General features: G+C 63.0%; 26 protein-coding genes. 3 read left to right on the plus strand and 23 right to left on the minus strand.

Going from position 1 to position 25,753, the window contains the following annotated elements:
* Nucleotides 1-23: 23 nt before the first annotated feature.
* The 20 genes from HBN98_RS17415 to HBN98_RS17510 form a co-directional block, all read right to left on the minus strand.
* A complete protein-coding gene (locus tag HBN98_RS17415) occupies nt 24-1,250 on the minus strand; it encodes a beta-ketoacyl-ACP synthase (protein ID WP_064585610.1) in 1,227 nt (408 codons plus the stop codon).
* Complete coding sequence (gene fabG / locus HBN98_RS17420; protein ID WP_083367239.1) at nt 1,250-1,978, minus strand: 3-oxoacyl-ACP reductase FabG; 729 nt, start codon at nt 1,976-1,978, stop codon at nt 1,250-1,252. The genes HBN98_RS17415 and fabG overlap by 1 nt, the downstream gene beginning before the upstream one ends.
* Nucleotides 1,971-2,435, minus strand: a complete 465-nt coding sequence (locus tag HBN98_RS17425) for a hotdog family protein (protein WP_083367238.1) — start codon at nt 2,433-2,435, stop codon at nt 1,971-1,973. The genes fabG and HBN98_RS17425 overlap by 8 nt, the downstream gene beginning before the upstream one ends.
* On the minus strand, nt 2,432-3,628 hold the full coding sequence (locus HBN98_RS17430; RefSeq protein WP_083367237.1) for a beta-ketoacyl-[acyl-carrier-protein] synthase family protein: 1,197 nt from the start codon (nt 3,626-3,628) through the stop codon (nt 2,432-2,434). Before HBN98_RS17430 ends, HBN98_RS17425 begins: the two co-directional genes overlap by 4 nt.
* Complete coding sequence (locus HBN98_RS17435; RefSeq protein WP_169844065.1) at nt 3,625-4,215, minus strand: hypothetical protein; 591 nt, start codon at nt 4,213-4,215, stop codon at nt 3,625-3,627. Before HBN98_RS17435 ends, HBN98_RS17430 begins: the two co-directional genes overlap by 4 nt.
* On the minus strand, nt 4,215-4,940 hold the full coding sequence (locus tag HBN98_RS17440; RefSeq protein WP_083367236.1) for a class I SAM-dependent methyltransferase: 726 nt from the start codon (nt 4,938-4,940) through the stop codon (nt 4,215-4,217). Before HBN98_RS17440 ends, HBN98_RS17435 begins: the two co-directional genes overlap by 1 nt.
* Nucleotides 4,937-6,184 (minus strand): NAD(P)/FAD-dependent oxidoreductase, encoded by a 1,248-nt coding sequence (locus HBN98_RS17445; RefSeq protein ID WP_083367235.1) that lies wholly within the window; start codon nt 6,182-6,184, stop codon nt 4,937-4,939. The genes HBN98_RS17440 and HBN98_RS17445 overlap by 4 nt, the downstream gene beginning before the upstream one ends.
* Nucleotides 6,171-7,334, minus strand: a complete 1,164-nt coding sequence (locus HBN98_RS17450) for a sodium:proton antiporter (protein WP_083367234.1) — start codon at nt 7,332-7,334, stop codon at nt 6,171-6,173. The genes HBN98_RS17445 and HBN98_RS17450 overlap by 14 nt, the downstream gene beginning before the upstream one ends.
* Complete coding sequence (locus tag HBN98_RS17455; RefSeq protein WP_083367233.1) at nt 7,331-9,670, minus strand: MMPL family transporter; 2,340 nt, start codon at nt 9,668-9,670, stop codon at nt 7,331-7,333. Before HBN98_RS17455 ends, HBN98_RS17450 begins: the two co-directional genes overlap by 4 nt.
* On the minus strand, nt 9,654-10,256 hold the full coding sequence (locus HBN98_RS17460; protein ID WP_083367232.1) for an outer membrane lipoprotein carrier protein LolA: 603 nt from the start codon (nt 10,254-10,256) through the stop codon (nt 9,654-9,656). Before HBN98_RS17460 ends, HBN98_RS17455 begins: the two co-directional genes overlap by 17 nt.
* Nucleotides 10,253-10,678 (minus strand): acyl-CoA thioesterase, encoded by a 426-nt coding sequence (locus HBN98_RS17465; RefSeq protein WP_064585620.1) that lies wholly within the window; start codon nt 10,676-10,678, stop codon nt 10,253-10,255. Before HBN98_RS17465 ends, HBN98_RS17460 begins: the two co-directional genes overlap by 4 nt.
* Entirely contained in the window at nt 10,671-12,215 is a 1,545-nt protein-coding gene (locus HBN98_RS17470; RefSeq protein ID WP_083367231.1) for an HAL/PAL/TAL family ammonia-lyase, read from the minus strand. Before HBN98_RS17470 ends, HBN98_RS17465 begins: the two co-directional genes overlap by 8 nt.
* Nucleotides 12,196-13,143, minus strand: coding sequence for an LpxL/LpxP family acyltransferase (locus HBN98_RS17475; protein ID WP_083367230.1), 948 nt, complete (start codon nt 13,141-13,143; stop codon nt 12,196-12,198). Before HBN98_RS17475 ends, HBN98_RS17470 begins: the two co-directional genes overlap by 20 nt.
* The gene (locus HBN98_RS17480) at nt 13,140-13,874 is read right to left on the minus strand and encodes a glycosyltransferase family 2 protein (protein WP_083367229.1); all 735 of its coding nucleotides are present in this window, start codon (nt 13,872-13,874) and stop codon (nt 13,140-13,142) included. Before HBN98_RS17480 ends, HBN98_RS17475 begins: the two co-directional genes overlap by 4 nt.
* Nucleotides 13,875-14,014: 140 nt before the next feature.
* Entirely contained in the window at nt 14,015-15,694 is a 1,680-nt protein-coding gene (locus HBN98_RS17485; protein WP_083367228.1) for an acyl-CoA synthetase family protein, read from the minus strand.
* Entirely contained in the window at nt 15,691-16,236 is a 546-nt protein-coding gene (locus HBN98_RS17490) for a COG4648 family protein (protein WP_083367227.1), read from the minus strand. The genes HBN98_RS17485 and HBN98_RS17490 overlap by 4 nt, the downstream gene beginning before the upstream one ends.
* Entirely contained in the window at nt 16,233-16,487 is a 255-nt protein-coding gene (locus tag HBN98_RS17495) for an acyl carrier protein (RefSeq protein ID WP_064585626.1), read from the minus strand. Before HBN98_RS17495 ends, HBN98_RS17490 begins: the two co-directional genes overlap by 4 nt.
* A gap of 9 nt (nt 16,488-16,496) precedes the next feature.
* A complete protein-coding gene (locus HBN98_RS17500) occupies nt 16,497-16,757 on the minus strand; it encodes a phosphopantetheine-binding protein (protein WP_064585627.1) in 261 nt (86 codons plus the stop codon).
* Nucleotides 16,738-17,547, minus strand: coding sequence for a lysophospholipid acyltransferase family protein (locus HBN98_RS17505; protein WP_064585628.1), 810 nt, complete (start codon nt 17,545-17,547; stop codon nt 16,738-16,740). The genes HBN98_RS17500 and HBN98_RS17505 overlap by 20 nt, the downstream gene beginning before the upstream one ends.
* A complete protein-coding gene (locus HBN98_RS17510; protein WP_064585629.1) occupies nt 17,523-18,248 on the minus strand; it encodes a beta-ketoacyl synthase chain length factor in 726 nt (241 codons plus the stop codon). Before HBN98_RS17510 ends, HBN98_RS17505 begins: the two co-directional genes overlap by 25 nt.
* Before the next feature lie 376 nt (nt 18,249-18,624).
* On the opposite strand from HBN98_RS17510, the gene HBN98_RS17515 reads away from it, so the two are divergent.
* Complete coding sequence (locus tag HBN98_RS17515) at nt 18,625-19,395, plus strand: ParA family protein (protein ID WP_083367226.1); 771 nt, start codon at nt 18,625-18,627, stop codon at nt 19,393-19,395.
* A 130-nt stretch (nt 19,396-19,525) separates the two neighbouring features.
* Here the strand turns inward: HBN98_RS17515 and trxC are convergent, their stop codons facing one another.
* Nucleotides 19,526-19,960 (minus strand): thioredoxin TrxC, encoded by a 435-nt coding sequence (trxC, locus tag HBN98_RS17520; protein ID WP_083367225.1) that lies wholly within the window; start codon nt 19,958-19,960, stop codon nt 19,526-19,528.
* Nucleotides 19,961-20,153: 193 nt separating this feature from the next.
* Here trxC and HBN98_RS17525 point away from each other — a divergent pair, with 193 nt between their 5' ends.
* Together HBN98_RS17525 and HBN98_RS17530 are read left to right on the plus strand one after the other, a co-directional pair.
* Nucleotides 20,154-20,450 (plus strand): type II toxin-antitoxin system HigB family toxin, encoded by a 297-nt coding sequence (locus tag HBN98_RS17525; protein WP_064585632.1) that lies wholly within the window; start codon nt 20,154-20,156, stop codon nt 20,448-20,450.
* Nucleotides 20,447-20,848 (plus strand): helix-turn-helix domain-containing protein, encoded by a 402-nt coding sequence (locus HBN98_RS17530; RefSeq protein ID WP_064585633.1) that lies wholly within the window; start codon nt 20,447-20,449, stop codon nt 20,846-20,848. The genes HBN98_RS17525 and HBN98_RS17530 overlap by 4 nt, the downstream gene beginning before the upstream one ends.
* A 6-nt stretch (nt 20,849-20,854) precedes the next feature.
* On the opposite strand, the gene selO is transcribed toward HBN98_RS17530, so the two are convergent.
* Nucleotides 20,855-22,318, minus strand: coding sequence for a protein adenylyltransferase SelO (gene selO / locus HBN98_RS17535; protein WP_083367224.1), 1,464 nt, complete (start codon nt 22,316-22,318; stop codon nt 20,855-20,857).
* A 48-nt stretch (nt 22,319-22,366) separates the two neighbouring features.
* The gene (mscK, locus tag HBN98_RS17540) at nt 22,367-25,720 is read right to left on the minus strand and encodes a mechanosensitive channel MscK (protein ID WP_083367223.1); all 3,354 of its coding nucleotides are present in this window, start codon (nt 25,718-25,720) and stop codon (nt 22,367-22,369) included.
* Nucleotides 25,721-25,753: the final 33 nt, after the last annotated feature.

Genomic DNA, 25,753 nt, shown 5'->3' on the forward strand with positions numbered 1-25,753 from the left:
CTTTCACTCCAAACGTGTTGCGGTCAGTGCCAGCGGCGGAAAATCAACGAGGTGTTGACGCCACCAAAAGCGAAATTGTTGTTCATCACGTACTCGTGGTGCATCGGACGGAATTCGCCGCGCAGGTAATCGAGCTTGCCGCAGTGCGGGTCGACCTCGTCGAGGTTGAGCGTGTGCACATACAGGTCGCGATTCATCATCTCGATGCTGAACCATGACTCCAGCGCCCCGCAGGCCCCGAGCGTGTGGCCGAGGAAACTCTTCTGCGAGCTGATCGGCATGTGTTCGCCGAACAGACTGCTGGTTGCCAGTGTTTCGGCAATGTCGCCCTGTTCTGTAGCCGTGCCGTGTCCATTTACATAACCGATGGCATCGGGCGTCAGGCCGGCGTCTTCCAGCGCCAGTTCCATGGCGCGGCGCATGGTGATCTGCTCGGGACGGGTGGTGTGCTGGCCGTCGGCGTTACTGCCGAAACCGACGATCTCGGCGTGGATGTGCGCACCGCGAGCGAGGGCGTGTTCCAGCTCTTCAAGCACCAGCATGCCGCCGCCTTCGCCGATCACCAGGCCGTCGCGAGCCTTGTCGTACGGGCGTGGGCTGGTCTGCGGCGCGTCGTTTTTCAGGCTGGTGGCGTAGAGCGCGTCGAAGACCATGGCTTCGGTCGGGCACAGTTCTTCGGCACCGCCGGCGAGCATCAGCGGCAGACGGCCGAACTTGATCGCTTCATAGGCATAGCCGATGCCCTGGCTGCCGCTGGTGCAAGCGCTGGACGTCGGGATCAGGCGCCCGGTGAGGCCGAAGAAGATGCTGATGTTGGCCGCGGTGGTGTGCGGCATCATCCGCACGTAGGAGTTGGCGTTGAGGCCTTCGGCCACCGAGTTGAGCAGCATGTTGCCGAACGCCTTGATCTCGTCGGTGCTGCCGGTGGACGAGCCGCAGGCCACGCCCATGCGCCCGTCCTTGATCGTGTCGTCGCCGAGCAGGCCGGCATCCGCCAGTGCCTGTTCTGCCGCGCCCACCGCCAGCCGTGACACCCGGCCCATGCTGCGCAGTTGCTTGCGCGTCCAGTGGGGCGGCACGACAAAGTCATCGATCGGCCCGGCCAGACGCGTATTGAGTTCGCTGAAGCGGTCCCACTCGTCCATCCGGCGGATGCCGCTGCGGTTGGCCGCGAAGTTGCCGGCGATGGTGTCCCAGTCGCTGCCAAGCGAAGTGATGCCGGCCATGCCGGTGACGACGACGCGCTTCATCAGCACAAGCCTCCGTTGACCGCCAGGACCTGGCGGGTGATGTACGAGGCTTCCGCCGACATCAGGAAATTCACCGCACCAGCGACCTCTTCCGGGGTGCCCATGCGTTGTGCGGGGATCATTTTCATCAGTTCTTCCACCGGCACGTTTTCATCCAGCATGGCCGTATCGATCAGGCCCGGCGCGACGCAGTTAACCGTGATTTTGCGCTTGCCCAGCTCGATCGCCAACGCTTTCGCAGCACCGATGACGCCGGCCTTGGAGGCGCTGTAGTTGACCTGGCCACGGTTGCCGATCAAACCCGACACCGAGGTGATGCAGACGATCCGACCGGCGGCGCGGCGGCGGATCATCGGCATCATCACGGGGTGCAGGACGTTGTAGAAACCGTCGAGATTGGTGCGCAGCACCACGTCCCAATCGTCATCGCTCAGCGCCGGAAAGGCGCCGTCGCGGGTCAGGCCGGCGTTGAGCACCACGCCGTAATAGGCGCCGTGGGTTTCGACGTCGGCTTCGAGGATGGTTTTGCAGGTCGCGCGGTCGGCGACGTCGAATTGCAGGATGCGCGCGTTGCGGCCCAGCGCTTCGATCTCGGCCTGCACCGTTCGGGCTTCGGCGACGCCGCTGCGGCAATGCAGGACGATATCGTGCCCGGCCTGCGCCAGACGCAAGGCAATGGCGCGGCCGATGCCACGGCTGGAGCCGGTGACCAGTACGGATTCAGTCATCGTTCGACTCCCTGTGTTGTTCAAGATATTGGGATGGCTGGGGCGGGCGGAACACATTCAAGCGCGCGCTGGCCTCGATGCCGTGGCCATGGATGTGGCACTCGAACACGCCCATGCCGTTGTCGTCTTCCAGCGAGCGAATGCCGTGAATGGTCAGTTCGCTGCCGGCCGGGAAGGCTTCGACATTGCATTCGAATTTACGCGTGCCGAGCAGGAAACCCAGCGCCACCGGGTTGCCCTTCTGTCGCGCGTGGCAACCGGCGAACGCGGCGACGCTTTGCGCCATCAACTCAACGCCGACCCACGCCGGCAGGCTGCCGTCGGGCAGGCTGAACAGTCCGCCGGGCTTGACCGTGAGGCGGGTGTGAATCTGCTCTTCGTCGAAGCTGAGAATCTGCTCGATCAGAATCATGTCGCCAGCATGGGGCAGCAGTTCGGCGAGCGGCCAGTCAATCATGGGGCGTCTCCGATAATCAGGCTGACGTTGTTGCCCCCGAAGGCAAACGAGTTGCTCATCAGGTAGCGGGGTGCAATGGACGACAGGCGCTCGTTCGCGGTCACCCAGTTCAGGGCCGGCAGATCGGGATCGGCCTGGGCGTCCCAGACGTGCGGTGGCAAGGCCTGTTGCGGATTGTCGGCGCTCAGGCTCAGCCAGCAGAACGCCGCCTCCAGCGCACCGGCCGCGCCGAGGGTGTGGCCGGTCATCGGTTTGGTCGACGAGCAGGCCACGCCGTGCGGGAACAGCGTGGCCACCGCCAGGCTCTCCATCGCGTCGTTGTGCTGAGTCGCGGTGCCGTGCAGGTTCAGGTAATGGATTTGCGCAGCTTGCAGCTGGGCGCGGTTCAAGGCCTTCTGCATCGCTTGCAGGGCGCCGCGACCGCTCGGCTCAGGGGCGGAAATGTGGTGCGCGTCGGAGCTGGCACCGGCGCCGAGCAGGGCAATGGCCGGGCCGTCGGTGCGCTGCTTGCTCATCAGGAACAGCACCGCCGCTTCGCCGATGTTGATGCCGTTGCGGTTGGCCGAGAACGGATTGCAGCGCTCGTCGGACACCGCCTCCAGCGCGCTGAAACCGTTGAGTGTCAGCTTGCACAGGCTGTCGACCCCGCCGCACAGCACCGCGTCGCACAGGCCCAGGTCGAGCAGACGCTGTGCGCTCATCAACGCCCGCGCGCTGGAAGTGCAGGCCGTGGAAATCACGTAGGCCGGGCCGCTGAGCTGCAGCCAGTCGGCAAGAAAGTTCGCCGGGGCGCCGAGTTCCTGTTGCCGATAGTCATACTCGGTGGGGAACTGATGCTCGCGAAGATAGTGCGCCAGACCGCGGCTGGCCTCGTCGATGCCCGAGGTGCTGGTGCCGAGCACCACGCCGATGCGCTCGCGACCATAGGTCTGGATGGCCCAGTCGATGTCAGCGCGAATCTGCAGCGCGGCTTCCAGCAGCAGTTGATTGTTGCGGCTGCTCTGGTCTGCCAGTTCGGCCGGAATCGCCGCCAACTCACCGTGCACCGCCGCCACCGGCAACTCGCGCCCGGCCACCCAGCCGGACTCGCGGCGCATGCCCGAGCAGTCACCGGCAAACAGGTTCTGCGCGACTTGATGCTTGTCGCGGCCCAGGGCGCAGATCACGCCGAGGGCATTGAGGTAGGCAGTCATGGCGTCGGTTCACCGAGGGGAGAAACCCGATAGTGCGGGCCTTGGGGCAGGTTCAATTCGAAGCTCAACGGTTGCGTGTAACGGATCGCCCAGCGCGGCGGCAGCGAGCGTTGCCCGGCCTGTTGCTGCGCGGCGGGATAATTGCGCAGCAGCTCGCTGGACGGGGTCAGGGCGAACAGCAGCGCGGCAAACAGCTCACGTGCTTCCGGGTTGGGCGGCAGCAGACCGTCGGCCTGCCAGTGCCCGTCGATCAGTTGCTGACGCGCCTGGGGAATGCCCAGCGGGTCCATCATCGACCAGCGAATGCCGGGGCCTTCGCGCTGGATCACCAATAGCCAGTCCTGACGTTGATCGGCTTGTTGGCGTTCAATATGCAGTTGCAGCGGCAGGGGCAGCGTCGGGTTGCTCGCAGGCAGCGGGGCCTGGCTGGCGCAACCGCTCAGCAGGGCAAACATCAGCAACATCAGCCACACCGCAAACCTTGTGGGAGTGAGCCTGCTCGCGATGACGGTCGCACATTCGAAAAACAGGTTGGCTGACCTACCGCTATCGCGAGCAGGCTCACTCCTACAGGTTATGTGTCGCATCAAAGAACACCTTCAAGCGGCTTGCGGGCAACGACGTTCACCAACGTTTCCTCGCGCTCGCCAAACGGCTTCGGCTTGCGCAACCCGAACCGCTCGAGCAAGCCGAAATCCTTCGACCGGCTCCACCACAGATACGGGTACGAGACATTGCGCTCACCAAACTCGAAACCCTGCTCGCGAATCATCTGCAGGTACTGCGCCGCGCTCTTTTGCACATGCATTGGATGGCGGAACAGCCAGCGGATCACCCAGGTATCAATGTAAGCCTCGGTGGACTCGGCGAACAGCAGATAACCGCCCGGCTTGAGCACGCGGTAGAACTCGGCGAGGGCCTTTTCCTGTTCGACCAGGTGATGGAAGGTCTGGTGGCAGAACAGCAGGTCGACACTGGCATCCGCCACATTGAGTGTTGCGCAGTCGCTGCCGATCAACTCGACGTCGAAACCCTGGCGCGCCGCTTCTTCGCCGCTCAATGCAAGGCTGTGCGGATCGGCGTCGACGCCAATCAGGCGCAGGGGGGAGAAGGTTTGACGCAAATGGCGGAACGACTTGCCCTGCCCACAACCGGCATCCAGTAGCACCGGATTGGCCGGCAGCGACTCGCTGAACAGCCCGCGCAGGTCGTTGATCGCCACGCGCAACACATGGTGCTGCCAGGTGTGGCTGCGCAGGAACCAGAAACCGAAGCGGGTTTCCTCGACGTAGCTGTCGCTCAAGTAATTCATGGGGCGTCCTTTGCACAGAGTTCGGAAATCATCTTCAACCGGCGGCGCGCTTCGCTGACGAACGGGTTGTGTTCATCCCAGGCGTAACCGGCGAGGATCGAGCAGATCATCCGGCGGATGTCCGCCTGGCTGTCTTGATAAAAAATCACGTCCTGGAAGGTGCCGGCGTACCAGCCCTCGACGTAGCAGCGGAAGGTATCGACCCCGCGCTTGAGCGGTTCGGCGAATTCGTGCTGCCAGTCGACCGTTTCGCCCTGTAACTGCCGGTGCAGGACGGCGGCGGCCATGCTCGCCGAACGCATGGCAATGGTCACGCCGGAAGAGAACACCGGGTCGAGAAATTCCGCTGCGTTGCCGAGCAGGGCGAAGCCCGGGCCGTGCAGGGTTTTCACATTGGCCGCGTAACCACCGAGGGTCCGCGCCGGAGTGTCCCACACCGCGTTGTGCAGCACGCCGGCGAGGCTTGGGGTTTCGGCGATGAAGCCGCGCAGGCAAGCGTCCAGATCGGCATCGCGACCGCTGAAGTGCTCGGCGGCGGCGACCACACCCACCGAGCAGCGACCGTTGCTGAACGGGATCGTCCAGAACCAGATGTCGCGGTGCTCGGGATGGGTGGTGACGAGGATCTTCTCGCGGTCGAAGGCCGGGTTGTCGATGTGATCTTCGACGTGGGTGAACACGGCCTGACGCACCGGGAAATTCGACGGCGCTTCGAGATCGAGCAAGCGCGACAGCACGCGACCGTAACCGCTGGCGTCGAGCACGAAATCCGCTTCGACGCGGTACTCGCTGCCGTCTTCGCGCCGCACGTCGAGCTGCGGTCTGGCCCGGTCGAAATCGACGCTGACGATGGCATCGCCGTAGCGAATTTCGGCACCCTGCAATTCAGCCTGATCGGCCAGCAGCTTGTCGAAATCGGCGCGCTGCACCTGGAACGTGGTCGGCTTGCCGCCGGTGAAGGTGTCGCCGAAATCGAAGGCGCTGTAGCGCTCGCCCCAGGCGAACGCGGCACCGGTCTTGCGCTGGAACCCGGCGGCGTTGACGGCGTCGAGCATGCCGGCTTCTTCGACGAAATCCAGGCAATGACACAGCAGGCTCTCGCCGATGGAAAAGCGTGGGAAATGCTGGCGCTCGATCACCAGCACATCGTGGCCCTTGCGCTTGAGCAGTGCGGCGGCGATGGCGCCGGACGGGCCGGCACCAATGATCACTACCTGACGACGTTGCATTTCAACGGTTGGCACGTGAACTCCCGGGCGCGGTGGCGGTGTGTTTCAGGGGCGCGCGATGCAGGCCGATCAGGGCTGGCAACAGCGTCGCGATCAGGCCCATCAGCATCAACGCGAAGTACAGCGCCGGGCTGATGAGCTGTTGTTGCAACAACAAATTGAGAAAGACGATTTCGCTCAGGCCACGGATGTTCAGCAGCACGCTTTCGCGCCAGCGGCTGGCGCCTTCGAACGACGCGCCGGCCCAGCCCAGGCCGAGCCAGTTGCCGAGCAGTTTACTGGCAATCGGCAACAGCAGCAGCGCCGCCCATTGCAGCGCACCGAGGCTGGCGAGGGCGCTGTGCACGTCGATCTGCACGATGCCGAAGGTGAGGATCAGCGGGATCGCAATCCACGTCTGCAAGCGGCTCATCCAGCGCGCCGGCAACGGCAAAACCAGCGGTATTTTCAACGCGGCCATGCACAGCAGATAACCGATGCCGAAAATCAGCGCGTTGAGTTTGTAGTGCTCGGCCAGCACCAGCAGCGCAAAGAAACCGAGGCTGTAGGTCAGCGGTCGACGCACGCGCAACAGATACAGCAGCACCGGAACGCAGGCCAGGCCCAGCGGCAGCAACAGACTGCTCAGGTGCAGACTGCCCTGAGCGAGACCGAACAGCGTCCAGCAGGTCAGGTCGATGAGGATTGCGGTCTGCACCAGACGCCGGGTGGCGGCGGGCGGGTAATCGATGTGGCGCAGATACAGGTACAGCACCGGGATCGCGGTGATCGAGAACACCAGCCCGATCGCCAGCGAGTTCAGCCATGGTTGCGCCGGCAACAGCCAGGCGGCGGCCGCCAGACCGCAGGCGAACGGTACGGCAAAACTCGGCACGGCGACTTTCACGCTCTGGCGGTCCAGGCGCAGGTCGATCACATCGCTGAGGATGTGCCCGAGCAGCAGCGCGAAACTCAGGCTGTAGAGGTCTTTCAGCCACCCCGGCGCGATCAGTTCGGCACCGCTGAGTTGCCAGCCCGGTTCGATCCAGACATACATCAGCAGCGGCAAACCGAAGCTGGCCAGCAGCAACTGGCTGACGATCGGGATCAGGCCGAAATGCCGGCCGACACGGGTCGCCACGGCGAACAACGCCAGCGCCATCAGCCAGAAACCGATGACCATCATGCTGCCGGCTCCACGTCGCTGGCGCTGTGGGCGTGACGTCCGGCCCACGGCGCCAGAATGAAACTGAAGGCCAGCCCGAGGCTTACCGCCAGGCCGAAATTACTCACCGCCGGCGTGCTCGACACCGCCAGCAAACCGAACGACAGCCAGGTCGTCAGCGCCGCCAGCAAGGTGCCGAGCAGACTGACCGCCGCACCGCCGACCTGCTCCCGCATGAGAATCGCGTAATCGACGCTGATCGCCGTCACCAGTAGCAGGCCGAACAGGCTGAACAGGGTCAGCGGTTGACCGAGCCAACCGAGGCTGGCGAGGCTGCACAGCGCCGCCAGCAACGGCAGGGCGACGATGCGCAATGCGCCGCCGAAGCCGAACGGCACGATCAGTACCAGCACGATCAGCACGCAGGAGGCGAGTTTCAATTCGGCGGCGCTGATCTGAGTGGCCGCGAACACGTTGTTCAACTCGCCGAGACGATCGACCAGCGTCACCCCCGGCAAGTCCAGTGCCTGCACCCGCAGCAGTGATGGATTGTTCAGGCCTTGCAGGCTGGTCATCGCCGCCACGCCGTCAGCGGTCGGGCCGAGCCACAGCGTGCGGTACGGCTCGCCCAAAGGCCCCGCCAGCGCGGCGTCGATGTCCTCGGCGGGCAGGTTCTGCAATTGTTGCAGTTCGCTTTGCAGCGCCGCGAGTGGCACGCCGAGGTCGAGCAACGGCTGCCAGAACTGTGGCAGTTTGCTCAGCGCCGCGCGCACCTGCTGTTGCTGGCTCGGCGGGCTGAGCAGTTGATCGAGGGCCAGATAGCCTTGCAGTTTGTCGAGGTTGACCAGTTGCTGCAGGCGTTCGCTCAACGCGGCCTGTCGCTCCAGCAGCTCCTGCTGATTGGCGGCGCGCACGAGGAAGAACTGGCTGGTCGGCTGATAGCCGGTGATGCGCGCGATGGTCTGCGCTTCATCGGTCAGCCGTTGTGGCGCACCGACCCACTGGCGGATGTCGTTCTTGCTTTGCAGCTGCACCAGACCGCCGGCGCAGAAGGCGATCACCAGCGCCAGCAGCACCGGGGTGCGCACATGTTCGAGCAGTCTTTCGCGCAGTTGCACCAGGCGTTCGGCCAGGCGCAGCGGCCATTGCGCCGGGCGCAGCTCAACGTTTTGCAGCAGGGCCGGCAGCAGGCACACCGCCGACAGGTAGGCACCGAGCAATCCGGCGGCAGAGAACACCGCGATTTGTGTCAGCGCCGGAAAGGGCGTCCAGGCCAGGGCCAGATAACCGATGGCGCTGGTGATCAGGCTCAAGGTCAGCCCGGAGAGCGTCAGGCGCAATGCCGGCCAGCTGCGCCACGGCTTGAGGCTCCAGCTCTTCGACAGATAGTGCAGCGGGTAATCCACCGCCACCCCGATCAGGCTGGAGCCGAGCACCAGGGTCATCACATGCATGTGGCCGAACAGCGCCACGCAGGCCACCGCGCCAAACAGCATGCCCACCAGCACCGGCACAAACGCCAGCAACACCCGCCAGCGGCGAAACGCCAACAGCAGCAACAGCAGAATGCCGACCGTCGCGCCGCCGCCGACCCAAGTCATCTCGCGGGTCGCTTGCTGCTGGCCGTTGGCGGCGTAGAGCAGGCCGCTGGCGGCCAACAGTTGCACGTCGGCTTTCGCCGCTTGCTCGCGACTGTGCTGGAGCAGGTCCGCGACTTTCAGCGGCAGGTTCATGTCGAAGGCATTGCCGGTGGTGCGCGCACGCAGCAGCACCCAACTCTTGCCGTCGGCATCGGCGACCAGGGCGCCGCTGCCAATGTCCAGTTGCACCGCGCCGTGCTTCGGCTGGCTGTTCTGGATACGTCCGGTGAGGCCCAGCCAGTCGTCCTGGCTGGGTACCAGGCTGAAGCCGGTGAACGGGTCGAACAGCACCTGCACCCGTTGCTGAATGAACGCGTCGGGGTGTTCGGTCAGCAGTTGCCGGTCATCGGCCGAAAGCATCGCCAGCCGCCCTTGCAGCAGTTGCGTGCGCAGGGCCGGCAGATCCGCTTGCAGATTCCACTGGACTTTCTCGAACAGGCCGCTGGCTTGCCATTGCTCGCCCAGGGTCTGGGCCATGGCGACCGCGTGTTGGCGATCGGCATGGCCGACCAGCACCAGCATTTCCCGGTTGAGCGGTTCCTGCATGCGCTGTTCGGCGCGCAGTTCGAGGGCGTCAGGGGTGGTGCCGGGCACCAGTTCCATGAGGTTGGCCGACAGCGGCGCACCCTCGCGCCATTGCCACCCGGCCAGCGCGATGACTGCCAGCAGCAGGATCAGGAACAGCCACGGCAGCCTGCGTTCACTCGGCAAAGTCATGTTGCTCCGTGTCGCTCAACGGCTGGCCTGCAGTGCTGTCCTGCATGCGCAGCACGGTGCTGTCGCCCTGGGTTTCCAGCAGTTCGATGGTCTGCACCAGCTCACCGCCGTCGATGTTGATCCGGTTGAACACTTGCTTGAGCAGCAGCGAGCGCGGCGTCAGGGTGAGTTTCCATTGCTGTGCGTCGCCGCTCAGGGCCAGTTCGAAATCCCGTTGCAGGCCGCTGCTGTCGCCTTGCAGCACGGCAAGGAACAAGCGGTTCTGCTCGGCCCCGGCGCTCTTGTTCGGCAGCAGCTGCCAGCCATTGCCGTCGCGTCGCGCGATGCCGTTGGCGGTGATGCGGTAATCCTGCTGCAGCGGGGTCTTGAGTAGCCAGAGCAGGCCGTGGTTTTTCGCCAGGACGAAGCTGCCTTTGCTGATCAGCGGCTGCGGCAGGGCGCGCAGGTGTTTTTCCTGGATGAACTGGCCGTGGATCACCTCTGGTTTCGCCAGTTGTGCGCTGAGCTGTTGCAGGTCGAAGGCGTTGGCCAGGCTTGATACCGCGAGCAGCGCCAGCGCGCCAAGGCATTTGCAGAACAGGTTCATCGCAGGATCCTTTGCACCGCATCGGTGAACACTTTAGGGGAGGCCAGTTGCATCTCGCGGCTGCTGATCTCGACCGCCACCTGCACCGAGCTGGCGCGGGTCAGGCGTTCACCGCTCTGCAGGTCGGTGATCAGGTAATTGATCTTCAACCGGTTCTCCCACTCCACCAGGCTGGCGCGCACGTTCAGGCGCTGGCCGAACACCGCGCCACGCACGTAACGCAGTTGCAGGTCGATGATCGGCCACGCGTAGCCGGACTCGGCCATCTGCGTGTAGTTGTGGCCGATCTGGTCGAGCAGCGCACAACGCGCGACTTCCAGGTATTTGACGTAATGCCCGTGCCAGACCACATGCATGGTGTCGACGTCGAAGAACGGCACGAGGATTTCCGTGTCGGCGTGCAGGACTCCAGCGCTACGCATGCAGCCTCCAGTGTTGTTCGGCGATGCGTTGCAGGCACAGGCGCAGTTCGCCTTCCAGTGCGCGGTCTTCGATGACCGGCGGGAAGTCTTTGCCCAGTTCTTCGTGCATGGCGGCCAGGACTGGCGGCAGCGGCCGTGCATCCTGATCGCGCGCGCGCAGCCACACGCCTTGATTGGCAGCGAGCAGCGTGGCGGCGGCGACCTGTTCGGTCAGTTCGAGCACGCGGATCGCATCGCGGGCGGCGATGGTGCCCATGCTTACCTTGTCCTGGTTGTGGCACTCGGTGGAGCGCGAGAACACGCTGGCCGGCATGGTGTTTTTCAGGGCTTCGGCGGTCCAGGCGCTGGTGCCGATCTGCACAGCCTTGAAACCGTGGTTGATCATGGCGCGATCCGCCGGGGCGCCGGACAGGTTACTCGGCAACCCGTGGTTGTAGCGCTCGTCGACCAGCAGCGCGAGCTGCCGGTCGAGCAGGTCAGCGACGTTGGCCACGAGGTTTTTCAGGCTGTCCATGGCGAACGCGATGTGCCCGCCGTAGAAGTGCCCGCCGTGCAGCACGCGTTCGGCTTCGGCGTCGATGATCGGGTTGTCGTTGGCGCTGTTGAGTTCAATTTCGATGAACGAACGCAGCCAGTTCAGGCTGTCGGCCAGCACGCCGAGCACATGCGGGGCGCAACGCAGCGAATAGCGGTCCTGCAGGCGATGCAGCGGCGCGGTCGGGGCGTTGATCGCCAGATCCTTGCGCAGCCACGCGGCAACCTGCATCTGCCCCGGGTGCGGTTTGGCGGCGAGCAGGCGTTCGTCGAAGTGTTCCGGATTGCCTTGCAGCGCGACCACGTTGAGCGCGGTGATGCGGGTGGCCAGTTGCAGCAGGTAGTCGGCGCGGGCGTAGGCGAGGCAGGCCAGACCGGTCATCACCGCGGTGCCGTTCATCAAGGCCAGCGCTTCTTTCGGGCGCAACACCAGGGGCGTCCAGCCGAGTTCGCGATGCACGTCGGCTGCGGGCCGGCGTTCGCCACGGAACATCACTTCACGTTCGCCGGACAGGGTTGCGGCGACGTAGGACAGCGGCGTCAGATCGCCACTGGCGCCCACCGAGCCTTCTTCGGGAATCAGCGGCAGGATGTCGTGTTCGAGAAACGCCTGCAGGCGCTCCAGCAGTTCAATGCGTACCCCGGACACGCCGTGGCACAGCGACTGCAACCGTGCGGCCAGCACGGCGCGAGTGGCTTGGGCGTCGAGCAGTTTGCCCAGTCCGCAACCGTGAAAGGTGTACAGATGACGCGGCAGCGCCTCGACGTGATGCAGCGGCACCGCGACCACGCAGGAGTCGCCATACCCGGTGGTCACGCCATAGATCACGCCTTCCTTGTCCAGCAGCGAGTCGAGAAACCGCGCGCCTTTGGCGATGCGCTCACGGTAATCGGCGTCGCTCTGCAACTGCACGGGCGCCTGACGGTTGGCCAGGGCCAGCACGTCTTCGATGCGCAAAGGGCGTTCGCCGAAGGTTACCGGCTCATGGGTTGGCGTCGTCATCGGTCTTCCAGAAAGGGTAAAAGTTGAACCATTGGTGCGGGGCTTCGAGGCAATAGTGACTCAGGCGCTGCGCATAACGGGTGGCCCACTGATGAATGACCTGCTCGCGCTCACGGCGTGTCCACGTCACGGCGTCGGCGAACGGTTCGAGGGTCAGGCGATAGTGGCCGTCCGGTTGTTTCAGGCACATCAGCAGATTGACCGGGCATTTGAGCAAGCCGGCCAGCAGCCACGGGCCTTGCGGAAACGCTGCCGGGTGGCCGAGAAAGTCGACGGTGACGCTGCGCCCGCCATGCAGTGGCACGCGGTCGCCGGCAATCGCCAGCCATTCGCCGCGCTCCAGGCGTTCGTGCAGTTGCAGCATGATCACCGGGTCCAGTTCGCTGACCTGAATCAGGCGCAGATTGGTCGCCCCGGCCTCGCCCAGCAAGCGGTTGAACTGCTCGGCGTGTTTGGTGTGCACCAGCACGTTCATGGTGACCTTTTCGCCGATCTCGGCCAGTGCCCGGCAGACTTCGAGGTTGCCCAGGTGCGCGCCGACCAACAGTTGCCCGCGACTGCCGCGCAACTGATTGCGCAGCAGTGCCGGGTCGATGATTTCGATCTGCTCGATGCGGATCTTGCCGTTCCACACATCAAGCTTGTCGAGCAGCGAATCGGCGAACGCCATGAACTGGCGGAACACGCGCCAGCCACTCGGACGCAATTCGGCGCGGTTGCTCCAGTCAGCCAGCCGCTGCTGGTATTGCCAGGTGCTGTGGCGAGCGGTGCGGCCGAACAGGAAGAAGTACAGGACGATGCCGTACAGCAACGGACTGAGCAGGCGCCGACCAAAAATTTTGGCCGCCAACGCCGTGAATTTCATCAGCAGGAAACTGCCGCGCTCCTCGCGGTCGGCCCAGTGCTTCTGGTCGCTCTCGACGCTCATGTCCGCCACCGGCGCCAGAGGATCAGCGGCAGGCGCAGCAACATGCCGAAGAACAACCGGGTGTGCATGCTGGAAATCAGTGCGTTGTCGTGGAACAGGCGAAAGTGCGAGACGCCGTCCAGCGGGTAATGCACGCTGGTTTGCAGCCAGCGCATCGGCTGATTGCGCCATGACAGGCGCACCAGAATGTCCGAGTCGAAATCCATGCGCTTGCCGACCCGTGCCGAGTCGATCACCGCCAGTACCGGGGTCAGCGGATACACGCGAAAGCCGCACATCGAATCGCGGATCTGCAGCGAAAGCGTGTTGATCCAGACCATCACATGGGTCAGATAACGCGCATACAAACGTCCCTTGGGCACGCTTTCGTCGAACCGCGGATAACCGCAGATCATCGCATCCGGATGGGCGCGGGATTCCTCGACGAAGCGGGCGACGTCGTGCAGGTCATGCTGGCCGTCGGCGTCGACCTGCAAGGCATGGCTGAACCCCAGGCGTGCCGCTTCGCGCAGGCCGGTCATCACCGCACCGCCCTTGCCCTGATTGAGGGGCAGGCGCACCAGATACACCTGGTCGCGCTCGGCCAGCGCATCCAGCACCTTCGCGCAGGATGGCGCGCTGGCGTCGTCCACCAGAATGCACGGCAGGTCTTGGGCGAGCAGGGCCTCGACCACGGTGGTGATCGCGGTTTCGTGGTTGTAGACCGGGATCACGGCGCAAGGGTTATGCATGATTTTCCCCCTGGATCACACAACCTTTTTGGCGAGGGAGCTTGCTCCCGCTCGAGTGCGAAGCGCTCGCCTTCGATGGGCCGCCAGAAACGTTTGGGGCTGCTGCGCAACCCAGCGGGAGCAAGCTCCCTCGCCACCGGTTATGCATTCTCAGCCCCTAAAAGAATCCGGCCGCTGGAGCAGGTGGCCGTGTCATTGCGGTAGGCGAAATACAGCTTGCCGCGCTCGCGATCGAAGCGCAGGTGCAACTGGATTTCATCGCCGGGGCGCACCAGTTGCTGGAACTTCAGCACTTCCATGCCGGCAAATTTACCGGGCAGGTCCAGCAGCTGCTGACCCAGTTGCAGCGCCCATTCCACTTGCACCACACCGGGCAGCACCGGGGCCTTGGGGAAGTGCCCGCTGAAGTAGGCCAGGTCCGCCGGCACCGCCAGTTGCAGGCTCCACTCGCCAGCGGTTTCGACCTGTTCCAGCACTTGCGGGGTTTTCGGCCGTGGCGCCAGCAGCAGCGCGTCGATGTCGGCCTGTGGCAGCTTGCCCTGGCTGTTCAGCGGCAGTTGCCGCACCAGACGCCAGCGCCGGGGCAAGGCCAGGGCTTCGCAATGCTCGCTCAAGTGTTTGCGCAGGGCTTCGGTCAGGCTGCGGCGGCCGTGTTCGCGCAAGGCAAACAGGCCTTCTTCACTGAGCACCAGCAAGGCGCCGAGGACGGCCCGATTTTCCTGCACCACACCGAGGCGCGCTTCGCCGACCCAATCATGGGCGACCAGCGCTTGCTCCAGCATCGGTAGGGAAATGCGTTTTTCTTCGAGTTTGACGATGCGGTCCAGCCGACCCAACAGTTCGAAGCGACCGTCGGCAGCGATCCTTGCGGCATCGGCGGTGTGTTCGACATGCCCGACCGGCAGGTACGGTGAAGCGATGAGCAGGGCGCCATCGGCGTCCTGGCTCAGTTCGACCCCGGCGAAGGGCTGCCACAGGCTGGCGCCCTGACGCCAGGCGATGCCGCCGGTTTCCGAGCTGCCGAGGATTTCCGTCGGCCACTGTTGCAGACGTTGCTGCAGGCTCTGCGCGGCATCTGCCGGCAATGCGCCGCCGGAGGAAAACACCCGGCGCACGGCGCTCAGCGCCGGCCAGTCGAGGTTGTCGCCCATGCGCTTGAGCAGCGCCGGGCTGGCGACCCAGGCAAACGCCGGGTGTTCGCGGCTGGCGCGTTGCAGGTCTTCCGGGAACGCCAGTTGTTTGCGCACAAACCCGCGCCCGGCGCACAGCGGCCACAGCACGCGGAACAGCAAACCGTAGATGTGTTGAGTGGCGACACTGCCGATGATGCAGGCTTCGCCGAGATCTGTGCCCCACAGTCGTTCCAGCGCCTCGACCTCGTTGGCCAGCTGGCGCAGGCTCTTGTCGATGCGCTTGGGCTCGCCGCTGGAGCCGGAGGTGCACAGGCTCAAGCGACACTGATCGAGATCCAGTTCAGCGCCGGGCAGGGCCGGCTGCAGCAGGTCGGTCAAGTGAGCATCATCGTCGTGATCGGTCAGCCACAGATCGACTTCACTCGACCAGCGCTGACGGGTTTGCGCTTGCAGGTCGGAAGGCAGCAATACACTGACGCCGGCGCGCCAGGCACCGAGCAGGGCGATGGCGAGGTCGGCGACGTCTTCCAGATGCACCGCCATATGCTGCACGCCGCGTGCGTGCAAGCCGGCGGCAATCCTCAGCGCCTGTTCGCGCAGTTGCGCGTGGTCGAGGGCCGGGGCGTCGGTGATCACTCGCCCCGGCAGGGCCTTGAGCAACAGGTGCTCAAGTTTTATCCAGTTCATTTACGGCCTCTTACCCGTTGTCGTATCAGCCATTCAATGGCAAACATCAGGCCGATCAATCCGTAAGAGATCAGGCCGGTGTACAACATCCACCAATTCAGCGGCGCCCACAGGGTGAGGAGGGCGGCGCACAAACCGTTGCAGAAGAAAAACACGCTCCAGGCCACGGTGACCTGGCGGGTGTAGCGGATCGCCTCGGGCGGCAGTTGCGGCTCGCGGATCCGCGCCAGGCGCTCGACCATCGGCGGTCCCCATTTCAGGCTCAGGCTGAACAGCATCAGCATGAAGCCGCTGATCAGCACCGGATACCAGCGCAGCAACAGCGGGCTGTCGAACAGCGCCAGCAACAGGCAGAACACGATCGCCACGCAGGCCATCCACAGACTGCCGGGCTTGCGCTCGCCGGTCAGCGCCCGCGCCAGCCACAGGCTGCCCAGCAGCAGCCCGAACTGCCACGGGGCGAAGTGCTCCATGCCGAAATACACCGCAAAGGGGTACAGCAGGCCCGCCAGCAGCAGGCCGAGGCCGATCAGTCGGCTCATGCGGCCGGTTGAACCAGACGGTAGACCGCCTCGACCACGTCGCCGACGGTACGCACCGACTTGAATTCTTCGGCGGCGATTTTCTTGCCGGTCTGACGTTTGATGTGATCGATCAGGTCGACCGCGTCGATGCTGTCGATTTCCAGATCCTGATACAGGTTGGATGCCAGGCTGATGCGCGCCGGATCCAGTTCGAACAGCTCGACCAAGGCATCGCGCAGGGTGTTGAAAATGTCGTCACGAGTTTGCATGGTCCGGTCTCAAGCTGCCTGTTTTGCCGTGACGAACGCCGCAAGGCTCGCCACGTTGGTGAAGTGGTTGCGGGTGTCTTTGGCGTCGGCGTCGATCTTGATGCCGTACTTTTTCTGGATCGCCAGACCCAGTTCCAGCGCGTCGACGGAATCCAGGCCCAGGCCTTCGCCGAACAGGGTCATGTCGTCGCCGATATCGTCGGGGCTGATGTCTTCGAGGCCGAGGGCATCGATGATCAGCTCTTTAATGTCACGGTGCAGATCGCTCATCTTCGGCGAGCTCCTTGATGAAGTAGGTGTGCAAATAATCGTTGAGCTTGCGCGAGGCCTGCGGGGCGGGGCCTTGCGTGGCGAAAGCCTGTGGATCTATATCGGCCCCGACACGAAAACTGAAGTGCACGCGGCGGCGGGGGATCCGATACCAGGGTTCGGCTTTGGTCAGAGTGGTCGGGTTGACCTTGATGACCACCGGGGTAAGGATTTTCGCACCGCGCAGGGCAATCGCCGCGGCCCCCCGATGAAAGGCCGGTGCCTGCCCCGGCTGGGTACGGGTGCCCTCGGGGAAAATGATCAGGGTCTGGCCGTTTTGCAACGATTCGGCGGCGGCGTCGAGCATGTCCATGCTGCCGTCATTGCTGATGTATTCGGTGCTGCGCAGCGGGCCACGGGTGAAGGGGTTTTCCCACAGGCTCTTCTTCACCACGCAATTGGCCTGGCGCACCAGGCCGATCAGGAACACCACGTCGATCAGCGACGGGTGATTGGCGATGATCATCTGCCCCGGGCGGCCAAGGCGTTCAGCCCCTTGAATGTCGTAGGTCAGCACGCCGGTACGGGCCATGAACCGTACAAAAAACCAGAACAGCCGGCTGACAGTCTGCCGCGCGCGCTGCCGATGTTTCAGCGCATCCCCGGGCAGGCAGCCGAGCAGTGGAAACACCAGCACGCGCAGGCACAGCCCGCCTAGCCCGAACAGAGCGAAACTGGCGGCAGTGGCCAGCAGACGCCAGTAGTAGGCGTCGCGGTTCTTCTCGGTCACGGGTTGCGTTGCCAGGTCCATACACGATTTTTCCAGGCATGTTGGCAAGGAGATTGCTGACCGAGCAGGGTTCGCAACAGATTCAGTGCATGTGGCCAGTGCGCTTTGGACACTGCTTCCGGGCCGCTGTTCAGGGTCAGCCGCCAGTCGGTACCCGGGGTGAGCAACAGGCCGACGGCATAGGGGAAGGGCACGTCATCGATCCACTGCGAGTACGCCTGGGGCGGCTGTTCTTCGGTGATGATCAGCAGCACGGCCGGAGCGCCTTCGTCGAGCAGGGCCGCGGCTTCGAGCATGCCGTGTTCGAGGCCGTCGCCGGCTGCCGCGAGGGCGGTCATTTCGCTGGTTTCGCCGCGCATGATCGACCACAGGCCGATGATTGCGTTGTGCACCGACAGGCTGAACTGCGTCGGCGACAACGGCTCGTCCTTGGCCAGGTCACTAAGGATTTCAAAGGTACGCGGGGTTTCGCCGTGCCGCGAAACAAACACCAACGGCAGGTTTTCCCGTCCGTCGGCCAACGGCCAGCCGACACTGAACGCCATCCGCGCCAGGCGACTGAGACGTCGGCGTTGCATGGCCGGCAGGAACGACACATCGGGCGCGGCATCGCTGCTCTGGAGCACGACCGGTTGTCGGCTCCAGGCCTGCCAGGCGTCCACGCTGTCGAGCCCCGGGGCCCACGCGCGCCATTGGGCGATGTTGAAGTTGATCACGGACATTATCCCGCCCCTGCGGGCTTGTATTGACGCGTTGAGTCGCCAAAGCCGCAGCTGGGCTGTGCTGACGTTCCCGGACGCGGCGTGGCGCCTGACGTTCGGGTGGCGCGCATTATCCCGGTGCGACGAGTGTGTAGCAAATGCTGGTTACATTTTGCGCAGCTAAATGTACCGATTGGTTCGTGGAAAAGCTGTCAACTGGCCATTATCCACTCTGGCGGAGGTTTGTCTGTCGGGCATCTCGGCGATCAATGGCAGTTTTGGCTCTGTTGCCCTGGGGATATTTGCACCTGACTCTGTAGTCCGCATCCGTGGAGGTGGCGAAGCCAACCCGCGCGCATCTACACTCGGTCATTCTTTGATACACGGAGGTTTTGTCATGCGGCGCGTGGTGTTCAATCAGAAAGGTGGCGTGGGCAAATCCAGCATTGCCTGCAATCTGGCAGCGGTCAGCGCCAGCGAGGGCTATCGCACGCTGTTGGTGGACCTCGATGCCCAGGCCAATTCCACTCAGTATCTGACGGGGCTCACCGGGAATGACATACCGATGGGCATTGCCGATTTCTTCAAGCAAACCCTGTCTTCAGGGCCGTTCTCGAAGAAAAATCAGGCCGATATCTACGAAACCCCGTTCGACAACCTGCACATCATCACCGCGACCGCTGAACTGGCCGATCTGCAGCCCAAGCTTGAGGCCAAGCACAAGATCAACAAGCTGCGTAAGTTGCTGGATGAGTTGTCGGAAGATTACGACCGGATCTACCTCGACACGCCGCCGGCGCTGAATTTTTATGCGGTTTCGGCATTGATTGCCGCCGATCGTGTGCTGATTCCCTTCGATTGCGACAGCTTCTCGCGGCAGGCACTCTACGGACTACTGGCCGAAATCGAAGAGTTGAAGGAAGACCACAACGAAGGCCTGGAAGTCGAAGGCATTGTGGTCAACCAGTTCCAGGCCCGGGCCAGCCTGCCGCAGCAGATGCTTGATGAGTTGATCGCTGAAGGCTTGCCGGTGCTGCCGGTGTACCTGAGCAGCTCGGTACGCATGCGTGAGTCGCACCAGGCCAGCACGCCGCTGATCCACCTCGACCCACGGCACAAACTGACGCAGCAGTTCGTCGAGCTGCACAACCTGCTCGAAGACCACTGATCTGCTGAGCGACGCAGATCCACTGTAGGAGTGAGCCTGCTCGCGATGGCGTCCTGTCAGCCAACATATGAGTTGATTGACCGGACGCCATCGCGAGCAGGCTCACTCCCACATTGGGTTCTGTGTGGTATCAGATGCCCTGGCTACGCAGCCACGCCATCAACTGCGGCAACGGAAACGCACCGCTCTGGCGCGCCACTTCCCGGCCGTTCTTGAACAGAATCAGGCTCGGAATCGAACGAATCCCCAACTGCGCCGACAACTGTTGATTGGCCTCGCTGTCGAGCTTGGCCAAGCGGCACTTGCCCGCCAACTGCGCGGCCGCCTGCTCGAACACCGGCGCAAACGACTTGCACGGCCCGCACCAGTCCGCCCAAACATCCACCAATAACGGCAGATCACCTTTGATCTGGCTGGCGTAATCGCCTTGCTTGAGTTCGAACGGTTTGCTCAACAGCACCTCGGATTTGCAACGCCCGCACTTCGGTTGATCGCCCAGGCGTTCGGCGGGGATGCGGTTGAGGCCGTTGCAGACGGGGCATGGGATCAGCAGTGGGTGGGTCATGAGCGAGGTCCAGTGAAGGGCGATAAACCCTAGTTGGAGACGTTTGCTCATATTTTCAATGACGTGGTTTTCGACTTGAGACCTAGGCTGAGACCTACCAGGCGAGCCCGTTGGTCTGTCTGCCTTTATCGCAACTTGCGATAATTTTGATCTGTGATTAACTTTCCATAGCAAAATGCGATAAGGATGTTGCATGCATGTCATCACCGAAAAGCGAATACGGGAAGCAAAGGACAATTGGCCCAATGCAGCCACCGCACTGGATCACTGGCTTGCAGTGGCGAAAGGAGGCAAGCCGCTGGACTTTGCGGCGATGAAGGCACTGTTCCCCGCCGTCGATAAGGTGGGAGAGTTTCATGTTTTCGACATTGGCGGTAATAAGCTGAGGCTGATCGCCTACGTCAGATATCGAACTCAAAAGCTGTACATCAAACATTTGTTGGGCCACCGCGAATACGATCGCGGCAGATGGAAGGAAGGAAAGGCATGAGTGTCCTGATCAAAAAAGCCGCCGAGCACTGGGAGTTCGTCTCGCCGTTGCTGCGCAAGCCGAAAAACGAAGACGATTACGACAGGCTGGTTCAGGCGCTTGATGAGTTGCTCGAGATGACCGGCGTTGACGAGTCCCATCCTCTGATGAGTCTGGTAGATATCATTGGTGACTGGATTGAAGAGTGGGATCGCACGCATCATCCGGCGCCGAAACCACCAGGTCATGAAGTGTTGGGATATTTGATGCGTGAACATGGTTTGACCCAGAGCGATTTGCCCGGGGTCGGAACTCAGTCAGTTGTCTCGGAAATCCTGAGCGGCAAGCGGCAGTTGAACTTGCGGCAGGTTCGCTGGTTGGCCGAGTTTTTCAAGTTACCTGTAGACGTATTCATCTAGTGCGCCTCAAGACGAACAACTGATCTCCAGATGCTTGCCCCACTCCGGCGGCCGCTCGGCATAACCTTCCATCCCCGGCTGCTCGTCGAACGGCGTGCTCAGCACCGCATGCAGCTGGCGCACTTCTGAGTAGTCGCCTTGCTCGGCGGCATCGATAGCCTTCTGCGCCAAGTAGTTGCGCAGGATGTACAGCGGATTGACCGCGTGCATCCGCGCCCGGCGTTGCTGCTGATCGCTGTCGCCATCGCGGGCAACCCGCGCCACGTAACGCTCGGCCCAGGCGTCGAAGCCCTTGATGTCGACGAAGTCATCGCGCAATTGGGCGACCGCCTGTTCTGCTGACTTTTCGCCGAGGCGGCGGAAGAACAAGGTGTAATCGACCCCGCTGTTCTGCATCAATTGCAGCAGGTCTTCGAGCAGTTTCTGGTCGTCATCCTCGGCGGTGGTGAAGCCGAGGCGGCGGCGCATCAGGTCGAGGTAATGCGCCTGGAACAGTGGCAGGTACAGGCCGAGGGTTTCGCGCAGGGCCTCGACGCTGATGAACGGCGTCAGAGCCTGGGCCAGGGCACTGAGGTTCCACTGGCCGATCGGCACCTGGTTGCTGAACGAGTAGCGGCCCTGATCATCGGAGTGGTTGCAGATGAAGTTGGCATCGAAATCGTCGAGGAAGGCGAACGGGCCGAAATCGAAGGTGATGCCGAGGATCGACATGTTGTCGGTGTTCATCACGCCGTGGCAGAAGCCGTAGGCCTGCCACTTGGCGATCAGTTCGGCATTGCGCTCGACGATCTCGCGGAACATCGCCAGATACGGTTCCGGTTGCTCCAGACACTCGGGAAAGTGCATCGCCAGTACGTGCTCGCCGAGTTGCTTCTGCTGCTCGGGACGCTTGGTGTAGTAGAAGTATTCGAAGTGGCCGAAACGGACATGACTCGGCGCCAGGCGCAGTACCATCGCCGCGCGTTCCTGCTTTTCGCGCCACACCGGGGTGTCGGAGCCGATCACGCAGGCTGCCCGCGAAGACGGAATGTTCAGCGCGTACAAGGCTTCGGAAGCGAGGAATTCACGGATCGACGAACGCAGCACCGCACGGCCATCGCCCATGCGTGAAAACGGTGTCTGCCCGGCGCCCTTGAGGTGCAGGTCCCAGTGTTCGCTGGCCTGGTTATAGACCTCGCCCAGCAACAGTCCGCGTCCATCGCCCAGTTGTGGCGTGTAGCCGCCGAACTGGTGCCCGGAATAGACCATCGCTCGCGGCTCGGCATCCGCCCACAGCTTGTGGCCGCCGAACAGTTCCGCAAATTCTTGGGTGTCAGCCGTCGTCGGGTCGAGATCGAGCAAGGCCAGGGCGGCCGGGCTGGCGACGACCAGACGCGGATTGTCGATCGGCTCGGGCAGCACGTGGGCGGAGAACGCATCGCCCAGGCGGGCGAAGCGATTGTCGAAGGTCAGTTCGTCGAGGGCTTTCAAGGGCCGGCTCCAGCAGAATGTCCGAGCATTCTGCTGGGAATAGGCCGGTTAGTCGAGTTTGGCTGGCGGCGGCTCTTGCAGCGGCTTTTGCTCCGCGCCGATCGGGACGATGGTTTTGTTCTCGTCTTCGATGGGCACCAACTTGTATTCCTGACCGTGGAGGTTCTTCAGGTACACCTCCATCTGCCGGAACGAGATGTTGATGTGCTGCTTCTTGAACTCGCGGTTGATGAAGCGGTTCACTTCGTCGATCACCGGGTTGCGGTCACCGAGGTCACGCACGTGCATGCGCAATTCGTGATCGAGGGTGCTTTCGCCGAAGTTGAGGAAGTACACGTGCGGCTCGGGTTCTTTCAGAACGCGCGGGTTTTCCCGGGCGGCCTTGAGCAGCAGCTCCTTGACCAGATCCAGGTCGGAGCCGTAATCCACGCCGAGTTTCAGCGTGACCCGAGTGATGGTATCGGTCAGCGACCAGTTGATCAGTTGCCCGGTGATGAACGTCTTGTTCGGGACAATGATGTCCTTGCGGTCGAAGTCGGTGATGGTCGTGGCGCGGATGCGGATCTTGCTCACGGTGCCCGACAGGTTGCCGATGGTGATGGTGTCGCCGATCCGTACCGGGCGTTCGAACAGGATCATGATGCCGGAGATGAAGTTCGCAAAAATCTCCTGCATCCCGAAACCGAGACCCACCGACAGCGCCGCCACCAGCCACTGCAGCTTGTCCCAGCTCACGCCAAGGGTCGACAGGGTGGAGACGAAGCCGACGCCGGCGATCACGTAGGACAGCAGCGTCGTGGTCGCATAAGCGCTGCCCTGCGCCAGGTTGAGTTTCGACAGCACGAACACTTCCAGCAGACCCGGCAGGTTGCGCGCCAGGGCGAAGGTGATGCCGATGATGATCAGTGCGCCGAGCATGTCGCCGATGCTGATCGGCACCATGCTCATGTTGGCGCCGGTGCCGCTGGTGTATTCGTAGAGGGTGATGTTGTCCAGGTACGAGAACACCGAAATCAGGTCGGCCCAGACCCAGTACAGCGCGGCGATGAAACCGCCGAGCAGCGCCAGGCGGATCAGGCGCAGAGACTGCTCGTTGACCTTTTCGATGTCCAGGGTCGGCTCTTCGATCACTGCTTCGCCGTCGCCGGCCTCTTTGGCAGCCTGGCGTTTGGCCAAGGCGCGCTGGTAAGCCAGGCGGCGTGCAGCCACCGCGAGACCACGGACGAAGGTGGCTTCGATCACCAGCCAGAACATCAGCAGGTAGAGGGTGTTGATCAAGCGGTCGCTGAGTTTCAGCGCGGTGTAGTAGTAGCCGAAGCACACGGCGACGAACAAGGCGATCGGTAGCAGGGTGAACATCACGCCGACCGCTTTACGGAACAGCGAGGCGTTTTCGTGGGCCGGGCTGCTGATCAGCAAACGGCTGAGCAGCCATGCCATCAAGGCGTAGCAAATCAATACCACTGGCATGCCGAGTACGTCGTCGGCCAATGCTGCCGGCTGCAGTTCGGCAACGGCAACCACCGCCACCAGCGCCAAGACCACCAGACCCAGGCGCCGCACCCAGCCTTGAAGGAATTCGACCTGAGGTTTTTCCCAGCGGAAGTGCAACTCAGCCACACCGCCCGGCGCCAGAATCCGGTAGGCGGTGTAGAACACCAGCCATGCCTGACCCATTTGCAAAAGCGCCGCGCCCATGTTGGCGTTCTGGCCTCGGGCGTCGATCTGCAAGGCCAGGCCGCACAGGCCCAGACCGAGCGCCACCGGCATCGCCAGCAGAATGTTGATCAGAATCGCCTGTGGCGTGTGCCACTGGCTGTCGCGCTTGAAGTGGCCGATGTCCTGATGAACCTTGTTGAGCCGCGTGTACAGATTCTTGCGTCGCCACAGCAGGGCGCCGATCAACAGCGCCAACGGCAGGAACAGCAACGGACGCTGGATCAGACCATCGGTCAGTTCGCTCAGGCTGGAGGCCCACGGCAGCGTATCGATCTGCCGCTTGAGGCGCTCCGGCACGCCGCGCATCCATTCCATATCCAGCGGCTTGTTACTCGGAATCCAGAACATCTGCTCATCGAGGGTCGCGCGCAGGCTTTGCGCGGTGCTCAGCAGTTGTTTCTGGTTGAGTTGCAGGGTGATCGATTCGTTGAGCACCGCGCTCAGTTCGCGGTTCAGACGCTCCAGCAGGTCGGCGCGGGTGTTGGCCAGTTCCATCAGGCTCTTGCGCAGTTGCGGGGTGACTTGTTCCGGTGGCTGAGTCGACAGCAGGTTGTCGACGTAGGTCGCCGGGTTGCTCAGCAATTCACGCTGCTGGCTGACTTCAAACTGATACAGGCGAATGTCGGCGATCTGGTCCGCCAGATCGCGGTCGACCTTGAGCCGTGGCAGTGCCTGCTTCTGCTTATAGAGAATCTTCGACAGCAGCAGGCTGCCCTTGAGCACGTTGATCTGCTCGTCGAGGGCCGAGTCGCTCTGGGTCAGAGTGTCGAGTTGCTGTTTGGTCTGCAGGTTCTGTTGGGTGACCTCGTTGAGGCGGTCGGTGCTTTTGAGCAAGTAGTCGGAGAGCTTGAGGTTGGCCGCGCTTTCAGTGGCGAGCAGGCTGCTGCCGCCGGCCTTTTGCGCCTCGATCGACTGCTGGGTGACGGTTTCCTGAGACTGCGCCAGACGCTTCTGGTTGATCAGGGTCTGCAGTTCCTGGATTTCGCGGTCGAGGCGGTCGGATTTCTCCGAGAGCAGGTCATGCTGACTGTTGCCCAGATCCTGCAACTGGCTGTTGCCGGCCAGTTCCTGACGGCGCAGCGGGATCAGCGCGTTCAGCGCGGCGAGTTCGGCGTTCAACTGATCACGCTGCTCGGCGCTCACGGTCTTGCCCGCGTCCTTGCCGGACTTGAGGATGTTGTTGATCTGCTGGATGCGCGTCTGGCTGCTGGAAATCTCCGCCTGCGCGCGCTCGGGGCGGGTCTGGGCGGTGATGATCAGGCTGTTGGCGTCGGCCAGGGCTTTTTGCAGATCGCTTTGCTGGGTCGAGCGATCGGTGAGGATCTGCTCCAGCTGCTGAATCGACTCTCTGGGGAAGCGCTGCGCTACTGGCACTATCGCCGTGGCCTTGAGGCGCGTGAGTTCGCGGGTGTTCTCGATGGTCTGCCGGGGCGCGCTCGCCAGTTGCTGCTTGAGGTCGATCAGTTTCTGATCGTAATCACGCCGGTTGTTGAGCTGAGTGAGCGTGGTCTGCAGGACTGTTTGCAGGGCCTTTTTATCGGCATCCGGCAGTTTGCTGTCGGCCAGTTTGTCCAGGCTGGCCTGCACGGCTTCGCTGGACGGTGGTTCGGCGGCATACAGCGGGCCGACGGAAAGACTCAGGCCCAGCAGGGCCGCGAAAAAGAAAGAGCGCAGGGTAGGCATAGAGACCGGTCAAGCAAGTGATAGTGGACGCAG

Origin of the sequence: Pseudomonas koreensis (assembly GCF_012986595.1) — a bacterium.
Classification (GTDB): Bacteria; Pseudomonadota; Gammaproteobacteria; order Pseudomonadales; family Pseudomonadaceae; genus Aquipseudomonas; species Aquipseudomonas koreensis.